This window comes from Collinsella aerofaciens, from assembly GCF_040910325.1.
In the GTDB taxonomy this organism is placed as follows: domain Bacteria; phylum Actinomycetota; class Coriobacteriia; order Coriobacteriales; family Coriobacteriaceae; genus Collinsella; species Collinsella aerofaciens_BL.
The window spans coordinates 69,302-87,561 of record NZ_JBDGAV010000009.1; the positions used below are offsets into that span (position 1 = coordinate 69,302).

Annotated in this window: 16 protein-coding genes and 2 tRNA genes; 17 read left to right on the top strand and 1 reads right to left on the bottom strand. The window is 60.4% G+C overall.

All coding sequences use genetic code 11. The annotated features are described in order from the left end of the window. The first annotated feature begins 142 nt into the window (after positions 1-142). From argC to AB5Z25_RS05265, 4 genes are all read left to right on the top strand, one after another. The gene (argC, locus tag AB5Z25_RS05250) at positions 143-1,213 is read left to right on the top strand and encodes an N-acetyl-gamma-glutamyl-phosphate reductase (protein ID WP_271730225.1); all 1,071 of its coding nucleotides are present in this window, start codon (positions 143-145) and stop codon (positions 1,211-1,213) included. Between the two features lie 135 nt (positions 1,214-1,348). Then, a complete protein-coding gene (argJ, locus tag AB5Z25_RS05255) occupies positions 1,349-2,617 on the top strand; it encodes a bifunctional glutamate N-acetyltransferase/amino-acid acetyltransferase ArgJ (protein WP_195247155.1) in 1,269 nt (422 codons plus the stop codon). Between the two features lie 81 nt (positions 2,618-2,698). After that, positions 2,699-3,679 (top strand): acetylglutamate kinase, encoded by a 981-nt coding sequence (argB, locus tag AB5Z25_RS05260; RefSeq protein WP_368134969.1) that lies wholly within the window; start codon positions 2,699-2,701, stop codon positions 3,677-3,679. 69 nt (positions 3,680-3,748) lie between these two features. After that, complete coding sequence (locus tag AB5Z25_RS05265; protein ID WP_368134970.1) at positions 3,749-5,032, top strand: aminotransferase class III-fold pyridoxal phosphate-dependent enzyme; 1,284 nt, start codon at positions 3,749-3,751, stop codon at positions 5,030-5,032. Between the two features lie 609 nt (positions 5,033-5,641). Here the strand turns inward: AB5Z25_RS05265 and AB5Z25_RS05270 are convergent. After that, positions 5,642-5,717 (bottom strand) — tRNA-Val (locus AB5Z25_RS05270). Between the two features lie 187 nt (positions 5,718-5,904). Between AB5Z25_RS05270 and asnB the strand changes: the two genes are divergently transcribed. The 13 genes from asnB (at position 5,905) to lysS (ending at position 17,941) form a co-directional block, all read left to right on the top strand. Next, complete coding sequence (gene asnB, locus AB5Z25_RS05275; RefSeq protein WP_368134971.1) at positions 5,905-7,785, top strand: asparagine synthase (glutamine-hydrolyzing); 1,881 nt, start codon at positions 5,905-5,907, stop codon at positions 7,783-7,785. Between the two features lie 112 nt (positions 7,786-7,897). Next, positions 7,898-9,460: a Mur ligase family protein gene (locus AB5Z25_RS05280; protein ID WP_368134972.1), complete on the top strand. Its 1,563-nt coding sequence runs from the start codon at positions 7,898-7,900 to the stop codon at positions 9,458-9,460. A gap of 107 nt (positions 9,461-9,567) precedes the next feature. Then, positions 9,568-10,479: an HAD family hydrolase gene (locus AB5Z25_RS05285; RefSeq protein ID WP_055309432.1), complete on the top strand. Its 912-nt coding sequence runs from the start codon at positions 9,568-9,570 to the stop codon at positions 10,477-10,479. Between the two features lie 51 nt (positions 10,480-10,530). Beyond that, positions 10,531-11,415, top strand: coding sequence for a glutamate racemase (murI, locus tag AB5Z25_RS05290; protein WP_117716881.1), 885 nt, complete (start codon positions 10,531-10,533; stop codon positions 11,413-11,415). Between the two features lie 54 nt (positions 11,416-11,469). Then, positions 11,470-12,195 carry a ribonuclease PH gene (rph, locus tag AB5Z25_RS05295; protein WP_368134973.1) on the top strand — a complete coding sequence of 242 codons (726 nt, stop codon included), beginning with the start codon at positions 11,470-11,472 and terminating at the stop codon, positions 12,193-12,195. Between the two features lie 140 nt (positions 12,196-12,335). Then, positions 12,336-12,977, top strand: a complete 642-nt coding sequence (gene rdgB, locus AB5Z25_RS05300; protein WP_022094898.1) for an RdgB/HAM1 family non-canonical purine NTP pyrophosphatase — start codon at positions 12,336-12,338, stop codon at positions 12,975-12,977. 3 nt (positions 12,978-12,980) lie between these two features. Beyond that, entirely contained in the window at positions 12,981-13,427 is a 447-nt protein-coding gene (gene dtd, locus AB5Z25_RS05305) for a D-aminoacyl-tRNA deacylase (protein WP_055286755.1), read from the top strand. 183 nt (positions 13,428-13,610) lie between these two features. Next, positions 13,611-13,907, top strand: coding sequence for a Veg family protein (locus AB5Z25_RS05310; RefSeq protein WP_006234957.1), 297 nt, complete (start codon positions 13,611-13,613; stop codon positions 13,905-13,907). A 2-nt stretch (positions 13,908-13,909) separates the two neighbouring features. Further along, positions 13,910-14,806: a 4-(cytidine 5'-diphospho)-2-C-methyl-D-erythritol kinase gene (ispE, locus tag AB5Z25_RS05315; protein ID WP_271730202.1), complete on the top strand. Its 897-nt coding sequence runs from the start codon at positions 13,910-13,912 to the stop codon at positions 14,804-14,806. Positions 14,807-14,855: 49 nt separating this feature from the next. Next, positions 14,856-14,932 (top strand) — tRNA-Pro (locus tag AB5Z25_RS05320). A gap of 112 nt (positions 14,933-15,044) precedes the next feature. After that, on the top strand, positions 15,045-15,320 hold the full coding sequence (gene tatA, locus AB5Z25_RS05325) for a twin-arginine translocase TatA/TatE family subunit (RefSeq protein WP_152073393.1): 276 nt from the start codon (positions 15,045-15,047) through the stop codon (positions 15,318-15,320). Between the two features lie 107 nt (positions 15,321-15,427). Next, positions 15,428-15,898: a transcription elongation factor GreA gene (gene greA, locus AB5Z25_RS05330; RefSeq protein ID WP_006234960.1), complete on the top strand. Its 471-nt coding sequence runs from the start codon at positions 15,428-15,430 to the stop codon at positions 15,896-15,898. Positions 15,899-15,976: 78 nt separating this feature from the next. Further along, positions 15,977-17,941: a lysine--tRNA ligase gene (lysS, locus tag AB5Z25_RS05335; RefSeq protein ID WP_368134974.1), complete on the top strand. Its 1,965-nt coding sequence runs from the start codon at positions 15,977-15,979 to the stop codon at positions 17,939-17,941. Positions 17,942-18,260: the final 319 nt, after the last annotated feature.

Consider the following 18,260-nt stretch of genomic DNA (forward strand, 5'->3'; position numbering starts at 1 on the left):
AATGTGTCGGGAATGTTTCAATGCATGAATATGCAAGCCATTTACGTATTCATGCATCTTTTGGTGCTAAAGTTTCAACCCACTTCATAACGGCCGCTGCGAAATGCGCATCGGTGCATAAATCGCAGACAAGGAGTCTGATATGTCTTTGAAGGTTGGAATCGTCGGCGCGGCTGGATATGCCGGAGCCGAGCTCATTCGCCTCGTGCTCGGTCATCCCGAGTTTGAACTTGTTGCCATTACGTCCAACGCCGATGCCGGCCAGCCGCTGTCCGCGGTGTATCCGAGCTTTGCTGGCGTGAGCGATCTGGTTTTCACCACGCATGACGCCCCCGAGCTTAAATCCTGCGACGCCGTCTTCTTGGCCGTGCCGCACACGGCTGCCATGGCACAGGTGCCCGCACTGCTTGCATCTGGCGTGTCCTGCTTCGATCTTTCGGCCGATTACCGTCTGAGCGACGCGTCTGTCTTTGAGGCATGGTATGCCGTCGAGCACACGAGCCCCGAGTTGCTCAAGACCCGCGCTTTCGGCCTGCCCGAGCTGTTCTGCCAGGACTTGGAGACCGCCGCATCCGATTATGCCGCCGGAAAGCCCGTGTTGGTCGCCTGCGCCGGCTGCTATCCCACCGCAACGAGCCTTGCAGCCGCTCCTGCCGTGCGTGCGGGCTGGGTGGCCGAGAGCGGTCCCGTGATCGTTGACGCTATCAGCGGCGTGACGGGTGCCGGCAAGTCCTGTAACGCCCGCACCCATTTTTGCAGCGCGGACGAGAACCTGGAAGCCTATGGCGTGGGCAAGCATCGTCATACGCCCGAGATCGAGCAGATACTCGGCCTGGCCGACCGCATCGTCTTCACCCCGCACTTGGCACCGCTCAAGCGCGGCCTGCTTTCCACGGTGACGATGCCGCTCGCGCCGCAGGCTCTCGACGCGCTGGTTCTTGAGGATGTCGTCGACCATTACAAGAAGTTTTACGCCGGTCGCACCTTTGTGCGCGTGCTCGATGCCGGCCAGCAGCCCAAGACGGCTTCGGTCGTCGGTACCAATGCCGCCCAGATTGGCCTTGCGCTCAACAAGCGTGCAGGCGTGCTGGTGGCGACGGGCGCCATCGACAATTTGTGCAAGGGTGCTGCGGGCCAGGCGGTCCAGTGCGCCAACATCGTTTTTGGCTTTGACGAGCGACGAGGCTTGCTCACAGTGGCGTGCCCGGTGTAGCACATTCGATTGTTAGCGATTTGGTAGTCGGGTATCGAGTTGGGCGCCACTTTTAAGCTGGTCTAGTAGTTGCGACCGGTATGGCGTGCCAGCCGATGCCCGCTTTTTTATTTGATATAGGGAGTCGTAGGGACGATGAATACCGACCTGATTGATATTAAGATACGCGCCGTCGAGGGTGGCGTTACGGCGGCAGCTGGCTTTAAGGCCGCAGGCATCCATGCGGGATTCCGGAAGAATCCCGAGCGCTTGGACTATGCGCTCGTCGTGCCCGATAAGCCCTGTCCCGGCGCCGGCGTGTTTACGACCAACCGCTTTTGCGCGGCGCCCGTGCAGGTGAGCCGTGTCAACCTGGGCGGTGCGGACAAGGGCTATGGCATCATCGCCGGCGTTTCAATCAACTCCGGCAACGCGAACGCTGCCACGGGCGAGACCGGCCTAGCCTGCGCGCGCGAGACGTGCAACATCGCCTCGCAGGTTATTGGCTGCGAGCCCCAGCAGATCCTGGTTGCCTCGACGGGTGTGATCGGACAGATTTTGCCGATCGACACGTTTGAGGCAGCCGTCCCGTCCGCCTACGAGGCGCTCTCTGCCCATGGCGGTGCCGATGCGGCCCGTGCCATCATGACGACCGATACGCATTCCAAGGAGTATGCCGTTCGCTATCGCAGCGAGGCTGCGGGCCATGCGGGCAACGCTTATACGGTGGGCGGTATGTGCAAGGGCTCGGGCATGATCATGCCCAACATGGCCACCATGATCGCAGTTATCACCACCGATGCCCCCGTCGAGCCTGCGGCACTTCATGCCCTGCTGCTCTCGACCGTCAAGCAGACCTTTAACAAGGTAACGGTCGATTCCGACACCTCGACCAACGACACCTGCATCATGCTTGCCTCCGGCGCCGCTGCCGCAGATGCCGAGCCTATCGTCGAGGGCTCCGATGCCTTTGACGAGTTGGCATTTGCCGTGCACGAGGTGTGCGAGAGCCTGGCGCGCAATATCGCCGCCGATGGTGAGGGCGCATCCAAGCTTGTTACGGTCAACGTTACCGGAGCCGCCAACGACGAGGAAGCTGATATCGCCGCCCGTGCCGTCGCCAACTCGCCGCTCGTTAAGACCTGCATCGCCGGCCACGACTGCAACTGGGGCCGTGTTGCTATGGCGCTTGGCAAGTGCGGCGTGAAGTTTAATCAGGAAGACGTTTCCATCGACATGATGGGCATGCCTGTCTGTCGCGACGGTCTGACTGTTCCCTTTGACGAGGACGAGGCTCTACGACGTTTCGAGGCGCCCGAGATCGTGATCTCGGCCGACCTGGGCGCAGGCGACGCGGCAACGACTGTGTGGACCTGCGACCTCACGCATGAATACATCTCCATCAACGGCGACTACCGTTCCTAGATTCCAGGCATGCTGCGCATCTTGCCGCGATTGCGGACGGCGGAGTACGGCGCGATAACGATACGAAAGACGAGGCAGATTATGAAATTCGCACGCGATTGTCGTTCGAGCGAATCCAACGAAGCAACCGCGCAGCTGCTGTTCGAAGCGCTGCCGTGGATTAAGAACCTGACCGGCAAGACGGTTGTTATCAAATATGGCGGAGCCGCCATGGTTGATGAGCAGCTGCGCCGCGACGTGATGAGCGACATCGTTTTGCTCAAGATCATCGGTATGCGTCCCGTCATCGTGCACGGCGGCGGCAAGGCTATCAACGAGGCGCTCAGCCACTACGACATCCCCGTCGAGTTTAAGAACGGCCAGCGCGTGACTACGCCTGCCACCATGGACATCGTGCGCGAGGTACTGGGCGGCAAGGTCAATCAGGAGCTGGTCGCGGCGCTCAACCACCACGGCAACCTGGCCGTGGGCGTGTCCGGCAGCGACGCCGGCACCCTTATCGCCGAGCCACTCGACCCAGAGCTCGGCCGCGTAGGCAAGGTCACGCACGTCAACACCGACTATATCGAGCGCCTGCTCGATAGCGAGTACATCCCCGTCATCGCTACCGTCGCGGCGGGGGAGGACGGCGGTTTCTTCAACATCAACGCCGACACCGCCGCCGGTGCCGTTGCCACGGCGCTCCACGCGCATAAGGCGATCTTTTTGACCGATGTCGATGGCCTGTACAAGGACTTTAGCGACAAGGACTCGCTTATCTCCAACCTAACGCTCGACGAGGTTAACGAAATGCTCTACGGCGGCGAGGTCGATAAGGGCATGATTCCCAAGCTGCGTGCGGCCGTCGATGCGCTTACCGGCGGCGTATTTCGTGCCCACATCATTAACGGTACTACGCCGCATTCGCTGCTCCTGGAGCTGCTGACCGATGCCGGCGTCGGCACCGTGATCCATTCCACCGAGACGGCTTACGAGTTCGATACGCATCCGCATCCGCTTTCGACGTTTGCTGCGCGTCTGACCGAGAACCTTGACGAGGTCGAGAAGCTTCAGACGGTCTAGCTGACCCTCAGCCGCCCCATTCCTGCACCCATAGCCCCGCGCCGTCTGGCGCCCAACGAAAGGCATCTCATGTCACTTGCAGCTCAGCAATCGCTTGAATCCCATTACATTATGCATACCTTTGGCCGCTCTCCGGTCGAGTTTGTCGAGGGTCACGGCATGAAGCTCACCGGCGACGATGGCCGTGAGTACCTCGACTTTCTTGCCGGCATCGGCGTGTGCAGCCTAGGTCATGGCGACCCGGCTGTGCTCTCGGCGCTCGAGGCACAGACCAAAAAGCTCATGCATGTCTCCAATTACTTCTACATTGAGCAGCGCGGACAGGTCGCGGCGCTGCTGTCCAAGCTTGCTAACGACGACGTAGATGGTGCGCGCGTGCTTGCCGATGCCATTGCCGCCGGCGATGAGACCACGGCAGCTGCTCTTGGTGCCCCGGCTGCGGATGAGCAGGTTTGGGAGACCTTCTTTGCCAACTCTGGCGCCGAGGCCAACGAGGGCTCGATGAAGCTCGCGCGCCTGTACGCCAAGCGTGCCGGTAATGGCGGCAACACCATCGTGTGCATGCGCGGCGGCTTCCACGGCCGTACGCTCGAGACCATTGCCGCCACCATGCAGGATTGGCTGCAGGACAGCTTCCGCCCGCTGCCGGGTGGCTTTGTGGCCTGCACGCCCAACGATGTGGATGAGCTGCGTGCGATCTTTAAGCAGCTGGGGAGCGAAATTTGTGCCGTGATGCTCGAGCCGATCCAGGGTGAGAGCGGTGTGCATCCCATGACCGAGGAGTTTATGGCTACGGCGCGCGACCTGGCACACGAAGTGGGCGCCGTGCTTATCGCCGACGAGGTCCAGTGCGGCATCTTCCGCTCCGGCAAGCCGTTTGCGTTCCAGACCTATGGCGTGGAGCCCGACATCATGAGCCTTGCCAAGGGCATTGCTGATGGCGTGCCCATGGGTGCCGTCGTGGCGAAGAAGGAGATTGCCGACGTGTTTAAGCCGGGCGACCACGGCTCGACCTTTGGCGGTAGCTGCTTGGCCATCGCGGCGTGTGCCGCGACGCTCTCCGCGCTTGTGCGTGGCGATTATGCCGAGCATGCTGCCAAGGTGGGTGCCTATATGGAGGCAAAGCTCGCCAAGCTGCCGCACGTGACCGAGGTACGTGGTCGCGGCTTGATGCTCGGCTGTGATTTGGATGATGCCGCGGGCGACGCGCATGGTGTTGTTGCCCGCGCGCTGGCCGCCGGTGCCGTGATCAACGCTACGGGTGCGCATACGCTGCGTTTCCTGCCGCCACTCGTCTGCGAGGAAGCCGACGTGGACAGTCTGATCGAGATCCTGTCGGGTGTTTTGGGCTAACGCGGCGCAATAACTCAATTTGGACCGAGTTCCGGACTGCGGACGTGCCCTATGCGGCATGATTCAGCGGTCTGGAGCCCGTTTTGCCTTAGATTTGCTAAGGCAGGGAGACCTGCTGGTCAAAAAACATCAAATATGAGTACTGTTACCGATTTGGTAGCAGCAATTTTGGACTAATAAGGCCAGATGGCAAGTCGAAATGGCGATGAATACACGATTTTGATCTGACTGTTAGTCCTTATAATGGACATATGTTGCGTAACCTAAGCAAACACTATCTGTTTATATGTTGCAAGCAAAGTAGCAGTACTCATTTTTGCCATTATTTGGCCACGGCCTTTGTGACAGACGTGCTGGCGGGTTCGAATCCCATGCGCTGGGCCCAAAAAAGAAAGGCTCCCATTGCTGGGAGCCTATCAAATCAGTGGTGGGCGATGAGGGATGTCCGCGTGCGGCTCCGCCGCCCGCATCCGCTTCGTCGCTTCGCTCCTCGCGTGCTGCGCTGGAAAACGCTTCGCGTTTCCTCAGCTCCGCACCCTTGCGGGTTCGAATCCCATGAAATGGGCCCAAACAAAAACGGTCCCCTTTCGAGGACCGTTTCCAATTCAATGGTGGGCGATGAGGGATTCGAACCCCCAGCCTTGTGCGTGTAAAGCACCTGCGCTAACCGTTGCGCCAATCGCCCGTGCGGAGAGAGTATAGCAAAACAATCGCCTCATTCACCTCATATCCATTAAAGGTAACTCGCGCGTGTCACAGCGGAGCTGATTCAGTTGAGATTGCCTGAACATTCCGCCCCTCTTTACGCCCTCGGGTATACTCAAAAGCTACTGATTCGATTTGATGCCCAGCAACAGCAGAGGGGATAGTATATGTGCGGTTTTGTCGGTTTTGTCGGTGGGACGGATAACCAATCCGAGGTGCTCACCAAGATGATGGACCGCATCGTCCATCGCGGTCCCGACATGGGCGGTCAGTTTATCGACGGCCGCGTTGCCCTCGGCTTCCGCCGCCTGTCGATCCTCGACCTGACCGAGGCCGGCGCCCAACCTATGGCCAACGAGGACGGTAGCGTCGTCATTGTCTTCAACGGTGAGATCTACAACTTCCAAGAACTCCGTTCCGAGCTCGAAGCCAAGGGCTACAAGTTCCATTGCGGCGCCGACACCGAGAGCCTCCTGCACGGCTACGAGGAGTGGGGCGAGGCCGTCCTCGATCGCCTGCGCGGTATGTACGCCTTCGTCATCTGGGACAAAAAGAAGAACAAGCTTTTTGGCGCCCGCGACATCTTTGGCATCAAGCCGCTTTACTACTATCCCATGGCCGATGCGGGCGACGGCGCTCCGGGCGTGCTCTTTGGTTCCGAGATCAAGAGCTTCCTGGACTACCCGCACTTCCACAAGGCGGTCAACAAAAAGGCCCTGCGTCCGTACATGACGCTGCAGTATTCGGCAACCGAGGAGACCTTCTTCGAGGGTGTCTACAAGCTGCCGCCGGCGCACTACTTTACCGCCGATATCCCGACCGGCAAGATGAACATCGAGCGCTACTGGGATTGCGATTACTCTGCCGTCGAGAAGCCATTCGAAGAGTATGTCGATGAGTTGGACGAGGTCGTGCACGAGAGCGTCGAGGCCCATCGCATCGCCGACGTCAAGGTCGCGTCGTTCCTCTCCGGTGGCGTCGACTCCAGCTACATCGCCGCTTGCCTCATGCCCGACAAGACCTTCTCGGTGGGCTTTGACTACAAGAACTTCAACGAGACCAACTACGCCAAGGAGCTTTCCGATAAGCTCGGCGTCGAAAACGTTCGCAAGATGATTACCGCCGACGAGTTCTTCGGTGCGCTCGAGGACATCCAGTATCACATGGACGAGCCGCAGTCCAACCTGTCTTCCGTGCCGCTGTGGTTCTTGGCCGAGATGGCCCGCAAGGACGTCACCGTGGTGCTTTCGGGTGAAGGCGCCGACGAACTCTTTGGCGGCTACGCCTACTACGAGGATACGGTCCCGGTGCGCAAGTACAAAAAGATGGTACCGCTGCCCATCCGTCGCGCGCTCGGTAACCTGGCGCTGCATATGCCGTACTTCAAGGGACATAACTTCCTGGTCAAGGGTGCCGAGATCCCCGAGAAGTCGTTCCTGGGACAGGCTCTGGTATGGCCGGAGCGCGAGGTCGACGGCGTGCTCAAGCCCGAGTACAACACCGGCGACGGCGCCTTCGAGCTCGCTGCACCCATCTACGCACGCGTGAAGGGTCAGCCCGAACTGGTCAAGAAGCAGTACCTGGACATGAACATGTGGCTCCCGGGCGACATTCTGCTCAAGGCCGACAAGATGTGCATGGCACACTCGCTGGAGCTGCGCGTGCCCTTCCTGGACCGCAAAGTCATGGAGTTCGCCGAGCACATTCCCGACCGCTACCGCATCAACGAGAACGGCAACAAACAGGTACTCCGCCACGCTGCCAACAAGTCGCTGCCCGATGAGTGGGCCACCCGTCCCAAGGTGGGCTTCCCGGTGCCGATTGTCTACTGGCTGCGCGAGCAAAAGTGGTACGACTATGTCAAGGAGTACTTCACCGCGCCGTGGGCAAGTGAGTTCTTCAATACCGACGAACTCATGCACCTGCTCGATCTGCACTTTGCGGGCAAGGGCGATTTCCAGCGCAAGATCTATACGCCGCTCGTGTTCCTAGTGTGGTACAAGCGCTTCTTTATCGACGAGGGCCAGCCTTCTGTTCAGGCTGCCTAGTCTCGGCCTACGAATGCCTGCGCGTAACGGCTCCTCCGGGAGCCGTTTTTGCGCGAGCACGTTTCAGTTACTATGAAAACCGTCCCTGCCAAATGGCTGAGAAAGGTGAAAGATGCACCATTCGGATTCCGCGACCGTGACCACGGTCGATACGCTTGCCAAGCTGCTCGATGTGTGCGGCGAGCTGCGCGCATCAGAGCAGGTTGACGAGCGTGCCGTGACCGGTTGCTCGTTTGATTCGCGCGCGGTCTCGGCAGGTGACGTGTTCTTCTGTAAAGGTGCTGCCTTTAAGCCCGCGTTTTTGAGCATGGCGCTCGATGCGGGCGCCGTCGCATTTGTGTGCGAGGAGTCGCTGGTCGAGTCTCTGGAGCCGCTGGCGAAGGAGAGCGGTGCTGCGATGCTGGTTGTTGATAGTGTTCGCACGGCCATGGCCCTGTTGCCGCCGGAGGTCTACGACCGTCCCGACCACGACGTCAAGATCGTGGGCATCACCGGCACCAAGGGAAAGACCACGGCCGCTTTTATGCTCCAGTCGATTATCAAAGCGGCGGGCGAGTCCTGCGGCATGATCGGCTCGGTGAGTACCGACGATGGTATCGAGTGCTACGAGAGCACCAATACTACGCCCGAGGCCCCCGAGGTTTGGCGCCATATCGCCAACTGCCGCACGTCCGGTCGCCAGTCCATGGTCATGGAGGTCTCGAGCCAGGCGCTCAAGTACCAACGCGTCGAGAATCTGCCGTTTGACGTGGCGTGCTTCCTCAACATCGGCCGCGACCACATCTCGCCGATCGAACACCCCACGTTTGAGGATTATTTTGAGAGCAAGCTCAGGATTTTTGACCAGGCAAAGACCGCCGTGGTGAATCTGGGCACCGAAGAGGTCGACCGTGTGCTGGAGGCAGCGTCGACGGCCGAGCGCTTGGTGACCGTTGGCGTCGAGCATCCCGAGGCAAGCCTGTGGGCGAGCGACGTACGCATGGTCGGCTTTAACATCGAGTTTAACCTGCACGGCATGAGCGCCGACGAGTCCGAGGCGGGGGAGAAGATCCTGCTGGGTATCGCGGGAGACTTTAACGTGGAGAACGCGCTGGTCGCTATCGCCGCTGCGCGCGAGATCGGCATCGGTATCGATGCCATCAAGAAGGGCCTCTCCAAACTGCGTGTGCCGGGCCGTATGGAGGTCGTGGAGTCGAAGGACGGTCGCGTGATCTGCGTCGTCGACTATGCGCACAACCAGCTTTCGTTCCGTTCGCTTTTCTCGTCGGTCAAGCGCGCGTTTCCCGCTAGCCCCGTCATTGCGCTGTTTGGCGCTGCCGGCGGCAAGGCGCAGGAGCGCCGCGAGCAGCTTCCGCGCGAGGCCGCACCGTATTCCGACCTGATGATCTTTGCCAACGAGGATCCAGCTCACGAGGACCCGATGAAGGTCTGTCGCGAGCTTGCCGAGCATGTTCCCGACGATACGCCGAACAAGATCATCCTCGACCGCGAAGCCGCTGTGCATGCGGCGTTCAAGGCGGCGCGCGAGGAGTACGTCAACCCCGATGCTCCCACCATTGTCTTGCTGCTGGCAAAGGGTGACGAGGAGCTCATGCACGTGGGCGACGAGTTCGTGCCCATCGAGAGCGACCTTTCGCTGGCCAATCGCCTGATCGATGTTACCCAGTTTGACTAATGAACCATGATGGCGGCGGCGCCCTGAGTGCGCTGTCGCCATAAGCGTGTTCCCTCAATCAAAACATGCCGTCCAAGTCCAAACCCTTCTACGTAAACGGAGTAACCATGTCCCACAACACCCTGCCGACCGTTGCCGAGCTTTCGGGCGAGATGCGCGAGCGCTTGGCCAAGGTCAAGTACGTCTTTACCGACCTGGATGCCACGATGCTCGCGCCCGGCTCGTGCGTGCTGCGCGACAACGACGGCAACCCCTCGACCAAACTCGTCGAGGCTGTCGTGGCGCTCGCTCGCGCTGGTATTCAGGTGGTTCCCACCTCGGGCCGCAACCGTACCATGATCCACGAGGACGCGCGTGTGCTCGGTCTCAACTCCTACATCGGCGAGATGGGCGGCCTGGTCATGTACGACCTCAAAGCCAACGATTGGGAGTATCTGACCGGCGACATGCCCTACGACTCCTCTTGCGGCCTCACGCCGCACCAGGTGATCGAGCAGACCGGCGTGTGCGAGAAGATCCTCGCCCGCTGGCCGCACAAGATCGAGTATCACAACGACATGTCGACCGGCTACAAATACCGTGAGGTCACCGTCGGCATGCGCGGCGATGTGCCCGACGATGAGGTTCAGGCCATCCTGGACGAGGCCGGCTGCGGTCTGATCTGGGCTTGCAACGGTCACCTGACGCATCTGTCCAAGCCGACGACGCTCGAGCTTGATCGCGTCGAGGACGGTCGCGCATTCAACATCAACCCCGCAGGCCTCAACAAAGGCGTCGCCATTGCGCGCTTCTGCGAGCACCTAGGGATCGAGCGCGAGGAGACGTTGGCGCTCGGCGATTCCGAGTCCGACTTCTACATGGCCGATCACGTGGGCACGTTCTGCCTGGTCGAGAATGGCCTGACGAGCGCCGGCGCGCCCGAGTTCCTGGCTGCTTGCGAGAACGCTTTCGTTACGCGCGGCAAAATTGTCGATGGTTGGGCGGCGACGGCAGAGCTGCTGGTCGCGGCGCGTTCGTAGCGCGGCGTCGCCGCACTTGGACATGTCTTTTTGAGAGAGACTGGTGAGGTAATGTCCGATATCGAGAATCCGACAGGTGACACGCGCCCGATTGGCGTGTTCGATTCTGGTTTGGGCGGTCTGACGGTTGCGCGCGCCATCGCGACGGCGCTGCCGCACGAGTCCGTCTACTACTTTGGCGACACCAAGCGCTGCCCCTACGGCACGCGCACCGAGGATGAGGTGCGCTCGTTTGCGTTGCAGGCGGGTCGTTGGCTTTCGAAGCACGACGTCAAGATTATGGTCATCGCCTGCAACACGGCGACCGCTGCGGCCTTGCGTCTGGCCCAGCAGGTGCTCGACGTTCCCGTGATCGGCGTGATCGCGCCGGGTGCCCGTGCAGCAATCAACAGCACGCGTACGCGTCGCGTGGGCGTGCTCGCTACCAACCTCACCATCCGCTCGGGCGCCTACACGCGCGCCATTCAGGATCTAGATGCCGGTGTCGATGTATACGGCTGTCCTGCCTCGAGCTTTGTCGAGGTTGTCGAACACGAGCTCGCCTCGGGTGCACATCTGCAGGAACAGTGGCTTGAGAACGAGGACATCTTCGATACGCCCGCCGTGCGTGCGCTGGTGGGTGCCACGGTTGAGCCGCTGCGCGACCACGGTATCGATACCGTGGTGCTCGGCTGTACGCATTTCCCGCTGTTGGTGGGACCTATCCGCCATGCGCTGGGGCCTGGGGTGCGCGTCGTGAGTTCCGCCGAGGAGACCACGCGCGAGCTGACCGATATTCTCACGCGCCGCGAGCAGCTGGCGGGCGACGCCGCCGAGCCGCAGCATCGTTTTGCCACGACGGCCGATAACATTGCCGAGTTTGCGGTGGCGGGTAGCTTTATCTTTGGTCAGCCGCTCAAGAGCATCGAACATATCGATATCGATGAGCTGAAATAGATGTAAGGCAGCCGCCAAAGCCTTCGCCACATCTTTTGCCGAAAGGAAATTTCTATGGAGTACATGCAGGTCAACCGCGCCAACGGTCGCGCCGCCAACGAGTTGCGCCCCGTTAAGCTCACCCGTGGCGTCATGAAGCACGCCCACGGCTCGTGTTTGGCCGAGTTCGGCGACACGCGCGTGCTGTGCGCCGCCACTATCGAGGAGGGCGTGCCGGGCTGGCGCAAGGGCGCCAAGGCCGGTTGGGTAACGGCGGAGTACGCCATGCTGCCGGCATCGACCGGCAAGCGCTGCAAGCGCGAGCATGCCAACCGCAAGGGCCGCTCCATGGAGATCGAACGCCTCATCGGTCGCAGCCTGCGTACCATCGTCAATATGAAGGCACTTGGCGAGTACACCGTTACCGTCGACTGCGATGTGATCCAGGCCGATGGCGGCACACGCACGGCGAGCATTACCGGCGCCTGGGTGGCGCTGCACGACGCCCTTGCCATGTGGGTCGAGGCGGGTAAGCTCGAGCGCATCCCGCTCACGGGCCAGGTCGCCGCGATTTCCATGGGCGTTGTCGACGGCAACACTCTGCTCGACCTAGATTATTCCGAGGACAGCCATGCCGAGGTCGACATGAACCTCGTCGCCACCGACACCGGCGAGATGATCGAGCTCCAGGGCACCGGCGAGCAGGCGCCCTTTGACCGCAAACGCCTCAACGCCCTGCTCGACCTGGGCGACAAGGGTATCGCCGAGCTCATCGAGCTTCAGCGCCAAGCCATCGCCTAACCTGCCAAAAGGGACAGGTTTATTTTGGTAGGTTTTATCTGCTGAAATGCTGCGTTGAAAGGTCCGATCGCCTGAGAGGGGAGAGGTCAAGTGCCCAAACGCCCCTCACGCGGCTTGCTATAGAGACAAGGAGGCCAGTCATGGCACTTGAGAAGATTGACATCGACACCCTCGACCCGGCGGCGACCATCGTCGTGGCAACGGGCAACGCCCACAAGCTCACCGAGATCGAGGCCATTTTGGGCAAGGTCATGCCCGAGGTGCGCTTTGTGGCGCTCGGCCAGCTGGGTGATTTTGAGGATCCCGAGGAAAACGGCACGACGTTTTTGGAGAACGCCATCATCAAGGCCCAAGCCGCGGTTGAGGAGACGGGCCTTATGGCCATTGCCGACGATTCGGGCTTGGTCGTTGATGCCCTGGACGGCGAGCCGGGCGTGTATAGCGCGCGCTATGCGGGCGTGCATGGCGACGATGCCGCCAACAACGCCAAGCTGCTCGTTAACTTGGAAGGCGTGGCAGACGAGGATCGCACCGCGCGTTTTATGAGTGTCGTCGCGCTCATCGACACGGATGGTCTGGTCACCTATGGTGAGGGCGCCTGCGAGGGCGTTATCGCGCACGAGGGCCGCGGCGATCACGGCTTTGGCTACGACCCGCTGTTCCTGCCGGTCGACACGCCGGGCAAGACCATGGCCGAGCTGACGGCGGACGAGAAGAACGCCATCAGCCATCGATTCCATGCGCTCGAGCACCTATCCGCCAAACTGACGGGCGAGGAGTAGGCCGTGCGTGCGGTGGTGCAGCGCGTACTCAACGCCGGCGTGACGGTCGACGGCGAGTGCGTGGGCCGCATTGGACGCGGCTACCTGGTGCTGCTGGGTGTGGGCCATGGCGATACGCGTGCCGAGGCCGATAAGCTGTGGGGCAAGCTCCGCGGGCTGCGCATCAACGAGGACGAGAACGGCAAGACCAACTTGGCGCTTGCCGATGTCGACGGTGAGGTACTCGTGGTGTCGCAGTTCACGCTGTTCGCTGACTGCCGCCACGGTCGCCGCCCATCGTTTACGGATGCCGGCGCGCCCGATGTTGCCAACGAGCTCTACGAGTACTTCCTGACGCTCGTTCGCCAAGATGTCGAACACGTGGCGCACGGCATTTTTGGCGCCGATATGAAAGTCGACTTGGTCAACGACGGCCCATTCACCATCGTCTTGGACACCGATAACCTTTAGGTTACGCGGTTTTACCAAACCGCGTAACAACTGGTCATGCGAGATTGTCGTCTGGTACGTATTCGAGACCGGGCTTTTTTAGCTACTTGCGTATGGCCACAACAGGGTGCTATAGTATTAGAGTTTTGTCTATCTTAGGGGTATTATCCCCTTTTTGAATTGCACCTTCTGGAGGCCCTGTTCATGGAAGAGATGGAAGTCAATCACGTCGACGACATCCACGAGAAGCTGACCGATATGGTGGGCGATCGCGTCAAGGTTAAGGCCAACATGGGCCGTACCCGCGTCGTCGAGCGCATGGGCACCATCAAGAGCGTCCACCCGGCCGTCTTCATTGTCGAGGTTGACGAGCGTCGTGGCCGCAAGTCGCGTCAGTCCTACCAGTATATCGATGTGCTCACCGGTCAGGTCGAGCTGTTCGACCCCGAGAGCGGCGAGCATATCTTTACCCCGCTCGGCAATCAGCTCGAGGAGCATTAACGGTGACCGATCGGTCCCTGACTCTTTCCGCGCCGGCAAAGATTAACCTCTACCTGGGGGTTCATACCGAGCGCGATGACCGCGGCTACCACAGGGTCGATTCCCTGATGGCGGCCGTCGGTCTTTCCGATACCGTGACGGTCACGCCGGCGCAGGCGCTGACCGTCCAGACGGTTCCGGCATCAGATTTTCCCATGCAAAAGAATACGGCGTATCGGGTTGCGGTTGCTATGGCCGAGCATTATGGTCGCGAGGCAAACATCTGCGTGACGATTGAGAAGCGCATTCCATTGTGCGCCGGCTTGGGCGGCCCCTCGACGGATGCGGCCGCGGTCATTGTCGCCTTGGCAGAGCTCTGGGGCATTGATCGCACCGACCCAGCGCTCGACGATATTGCGCGGGGCATTGGTGCTGACGTCCCGTTCTTTTTGCACGCGAGTCCTGCGTTCTACGTAGGTGGGGGAGACGTGCTGGCAACTGAGTACCCCGCGCTGCCCGCGACGCCCGTCGTGCTGGTCAAGCCGCGCGAGGCAAGCGTTTCGACAATTGAAGCCTATCGACGTTTTGACGAGGCCCCGGTGCCTGCGGACAAGCCCGGCGCGATAGCTTCTGCCTTGCGTGCTGGTGATGCCGAGACGGCATATGCACTCATCCATAACAATCTGGGTGTCATTTCCGCACAGATGGAGTCGCAGATTCAAACGGTCCTCGACTGGCTGCGTAAACAGGACGGAACCGTTGCTGTAGATGTGTGCGGATCGGGTGCCTGCTCGTTTGCCATTTGCGACACCGCTGCCACGGTCGAAAGGCTTGCCGATGCTGCCCAGCAAAATGGCTGGTGGGCCTGCGCGACTGAGTTTATTCCCAACACGGTTCAAATCGACGCGCCAAAGAAATAAAAATTTCTCTAGCACGCGGCGAAAATCTTTGTTACTATAGTCGAGCTAACGGGTTGTGGCTCAGTTTGGTAGAGCACTGCGTTCGGGACGCAGGGGTCGCTGGTTCAAATCCAGTCAACCCGACCAGAGCATGAGGAGGGACCGCTTCTTGCGGTCCCTTTTTTTAGCTATTGTTGTGATACCGCGATACCCGCGGTATACTCATTCGAGCTTGTCTCGCTGTATTGTGGAGGTCTACATGTTTGGACTGAGGGCTCCTGAGCTCATCATTATTCTCGTTGTTGTCCTGATTATCTTTGGGCCTAAGAACCTGCCGAAGCTCGGTAAGTCCCTCGGCTCTACCGTCAAGAATATCCGCGAGGGTATGGAGGGCGACGATAAGGGCGAAACCAAGCAGGCCGAGGACGTTGTGGTCGAGGAGTCCAAGGAGGACAAGGAGATCGCAGAGCTCGAGGCCAAGCTCGCTGCTGCCAAGCAAAAGAAGGCAGAGGACAGCGACGCGGACGCAGAGTAGTCCCATCCCTTTGGGGTGAGCACCTGACCGGCTTGCCCGCAGGCTAGCCGGTCTTTTTCGTTTTTGTTGACAGTTGATCGTTACATCATAGTTGGGGAGATATCCGTATGGACGCAAGCCAGATCGTACTGACCGCTGAGGGCCGCCAGAAGCTCGTCGAGGAGCTCGCTTGGCGTGAGGGCGATTACGCCAAGGAGATCGTCGAGGACATCAAGGAAGCCCGCGCGTTCGGCGACCTTTCGGAGAACTCCGAGTACGATGCCGCCAAGGACAAGCAGGCCCAGAATGCTGCTCGCATCGCCGAGATTCAGGCTATTCTCGCCAACGCCCAGGTTGCTGCCACCACGGGTGATCTGACCGTCTCCATCGGTTCCACCGTTTCGTTGATTGATCCCAACGGTGAGGTCATGGAGGTCACGCTTGTCGGTACCACCGAGACCAACTCGCTCGAGCACAAGATCTCCAACGAGTCTCCGGTCGGCCACGCCATCATTGGTCATGGCGAGGGCGACTCCGTCGAGGTCGTTACGCCTTCCGGCAAGACTCGCGTCTACACCATCGCCAAGATCGCACGCTAGACCACGGTCCCGCGTAAAGGTATGTTTTCGCTCCCTGGGACCGAATCCTGGGGAGCGTTTTAGTTTGAGGAGCTAACTATGGCAGAAAACCAGAACGCCGCCGATCAGGCATCGACGCTCAACGACGAGCGCGCCACTCGCCTGGCCAAGCGTGCCTCCCTGTTCGAGGCGGGCCAGAACCCGTATCCCGAGCACTCCGAGATTGAGGACTACGTCGTCGACATCGAGACTAAGTATGCCGAGCTCGCCGATGGCGAGGACACCGAGGACGTCGTGAAGATCGGCGGCCGTGTGGTCGCCAAGCGCGGTCAGGGCAAGATCATGTTCATCGTCGTGCGCGACGCGACCGGCGAGATCCAGCTGTTCTGCCGTATCAACGATATGGACGAGGCCGCCTGGAACACGCTCAAGGCACTCGACCTGGGCGATATCCTGGGCGTGACCGGTGTAGTCGTGCGCACCAAGCGTGGCCAGCTTTCCGTTGCCCCCAAGAGCGCGACGCTGCTGTCCAAGGCCGTTCGCCCGCTGCCCGAGAAGTTCCACGGTCTCTCCGACAAGGAGACTCGCTATCGTCAGCGCTATGTCGACCTGATCGCCAACGACGACGTTCGCGAGACCTTCCGCAAGCGCTCGCAGATTCTCTCCACGTTCCGCCGCTTTATGGAGTCCGATGGCTACATGGAGGTTGAGACCCCCATCCTGCAGACCATCCAGGGCGGAGCTACTGCCAAGCCGTTCATCACGCACTTCAACGCGCTCGATCAGGAGTGCTACCTGCGTATCGCCACCGAGCTGCACCTCAAGCGCTGCATCGTCGGCGGCTTTGAGCGCGTGTTCGAAATCGGTCGTATCTTCCGCAACGAGGGCATGGACCTTACCCACAATCCCGAGTTCACCACGATGGAGGCCTACCGCGCCTTTTCCGATCTCGAGGGCATGAAGGCGCTCGCCCAGGGTGTCATTAAGGCCGCTAACAAGGCTATCGGCAACCCCGAGGTTATTGAGTACCAGGGCCAGACCATCGACCTGTCCGGTGAGTGGGCCAGCCGTCCCATGACCGACATCGTCTCCGACGTGCTCGGTAAGCAGGTCACCATCGACACGCCGGTTGAGGAGCTTGCTGCCGCCGCACGCGAGAAGGGCCTGGAGATCAAGCCCGAGTGGACCGCCGGCAAGATCATCGCCGAGATCTATGACGAGCTGGGCGAGGACACCATCGTCAACCCCACCTTCGTGTGCGATTACCCCATCGAGGTTAGCCCGCTTGCCAAGCGCTTTGAGGATGACCCGCGCCTGACCCATCGCTTTGAGCTGGTCATCGCCGGCCACGAGTACGCGAACGCGTTCTCCGAGCTCAACGACCCGGTCGACCAGGCCGAGCGCTTCGCTGCCCAGATGGCCGAGAAGGCCGGCGGTGACGACGAGGCCATGGAGTACGACGAGGATTACGTGCGCGCCCTCGAGTACGGTATGCCTCCCGCGGGCGGCATTGGCATCGGTATCGACCGCGTGGTCATGCTGCTCACCAACCAGGCTTCCATCCGCGACGTGCTGCTGTTCCCGCACATGAAGCCCGAGAAGGGTTTCCAGTCCGGTGCCGCTGCCGCCAAGGCTGCAGAGGCCGGCAACGCCGCGAGCCCATTCGTTAAGTCGCTTAAGCCCACGCTCGATTACTCCAAGATCGCCGTTGAGCCGCTGTTTGAGGAGTTCGTCGACTTTGATACCTTCTCCAAGAGCGATTTCCGCGCTGTGAAGGTCAAGGCATGCGAGGCCGTCAAGAAGTCCAAGAAGCTGCTGAACTTTACGCTCGACGACGGTACCGGTACCGACCGCACCATCCTCTCCGGTATTCACGCTTATTACGAGCCCGAGGACCTGGTCGGCAAGACCTTGCTCGCCATCACCAACCTGCCTCCGCGCAAGATGATGGGCATCCCCAGCTGCGGCATGCTCATCAGTGCCATCCACGAGGAGGATGGTGAGGAGCGCCTCAACCTGATCCAGCTCGACGCCTCCATCCCCGCCGGCGCAAAGATGTACTAACTAGTTACGCGGTTCTACGAACCGCGTAACGGCTCGACGCTGCGCGACGTCCAGGGCGACAATTTGTCATTCAAAAGGCAAGGCATGACCAGAAGGTCTATGCCTTGCCTTTTTCATGCCAACTTGTTCGCCCTGGACGTCGCTCGCTGTCCGTCCTCTACCTGCGGCGTTGCTCTGGCCGGCACTTAGGGACGTTCCTCTTGTGCCGGCACTTAGGGACGTTCCTCTTGTGCCGGCACTTAGGGACGTTCCTTTTAATATGAGCAGGACATTGTCAAGAGGCAAAATCGGGCCTGGCCCCAACGATATGGGGTCAGGC

Coding starts and splice junctions, on each gene's coding strand:
- argC (WP_271730225.1), top strand. CDS start 143: ATGTCTTTGAAGGTTGGAATCGTCGGCGCGGCTGGATATGCCGGAGCC.
- argJ (WP_195247155.1), top strand. CDS start 1,349: ATGAATACCGACCTGATTGATATTAAGATACGCGCCGTCGAGGGTGGC.
- argB (WP_368134969.1), top strand. CDS start 2,699: ATGAAATTCGCACGCGATTGTCGTTCGAGCGAATCCAACGAAGCAACC.
- AB5Z25_RS05265 (WP_368134970.1), top strand. CDS start 3,749: ATGTCACTTGCAGCTCAGCAATCGCTTGAATCCCATTACATTATGCAT.
- asnB (WP_368134971.1), top strand. CDS start 5,905: ATGTGCGGTTTTGTCGGTTTTGTCGGTGGGACGGATAACCAATCCGAG.
- AB5Z25_RS05280 (WP_368134972.1), top strand. CDS start 7,898: ATGCACCATTCGGATTCCGCGACCGTGACCACGGTCGATACGCTTGCC.
- AB5Z25_RS05285 (WP_055309432.1), top strand. CDS start 9,568: ATGTCCCACAACACCCTGCCGACCGTTGCCGAGCTTTCGGGCGAGATG.
- murI (WP_117716881.1), top strand. CDS start 10,531: ATGTCCGATATCGAGAATCCGACAGGTGACACGCGCCCGATTGGCGTG.
- rph (WP_368134973.1), top strand. CDS start 11,470: ATGGAGTACATGCAGGTCAACCGCGCCAACGGTCGCGCCGCCAACGAG.
- rdgB (WP_022094898.1), top strand. CDS start 12,336: ATGGCACTTGAGAAGATTGACATCGACACCCTCGACCCGGCGGCGACC.
- AB5Z25_RS05310 (WP_006234957.1), top strand. CDS start 13,611: ATGGAAGAGATGGAAGTCAATCACGTCGACGACATCCACGAGAAGCTG.
- tatA (WP_152073393.1), top strand. CDS start 15,045: ATGTTTGGACTGAGGGCTCCTGAGCTCATCATTATTCTCGTTGTTGTC.
- greA (WP_006234960.1), top strand. CDS start 15,428: ATGGACGCAAGCCAGATCGTACTGACCGCTGAGGGCCGCCAGAAGCTC.
- lysS (WP_368134974.1), top strand. CDS start 15,977: ATGGCAGAAAACCAGAACGCCGCCGATCAGGCATCGACGCTCAACGAC.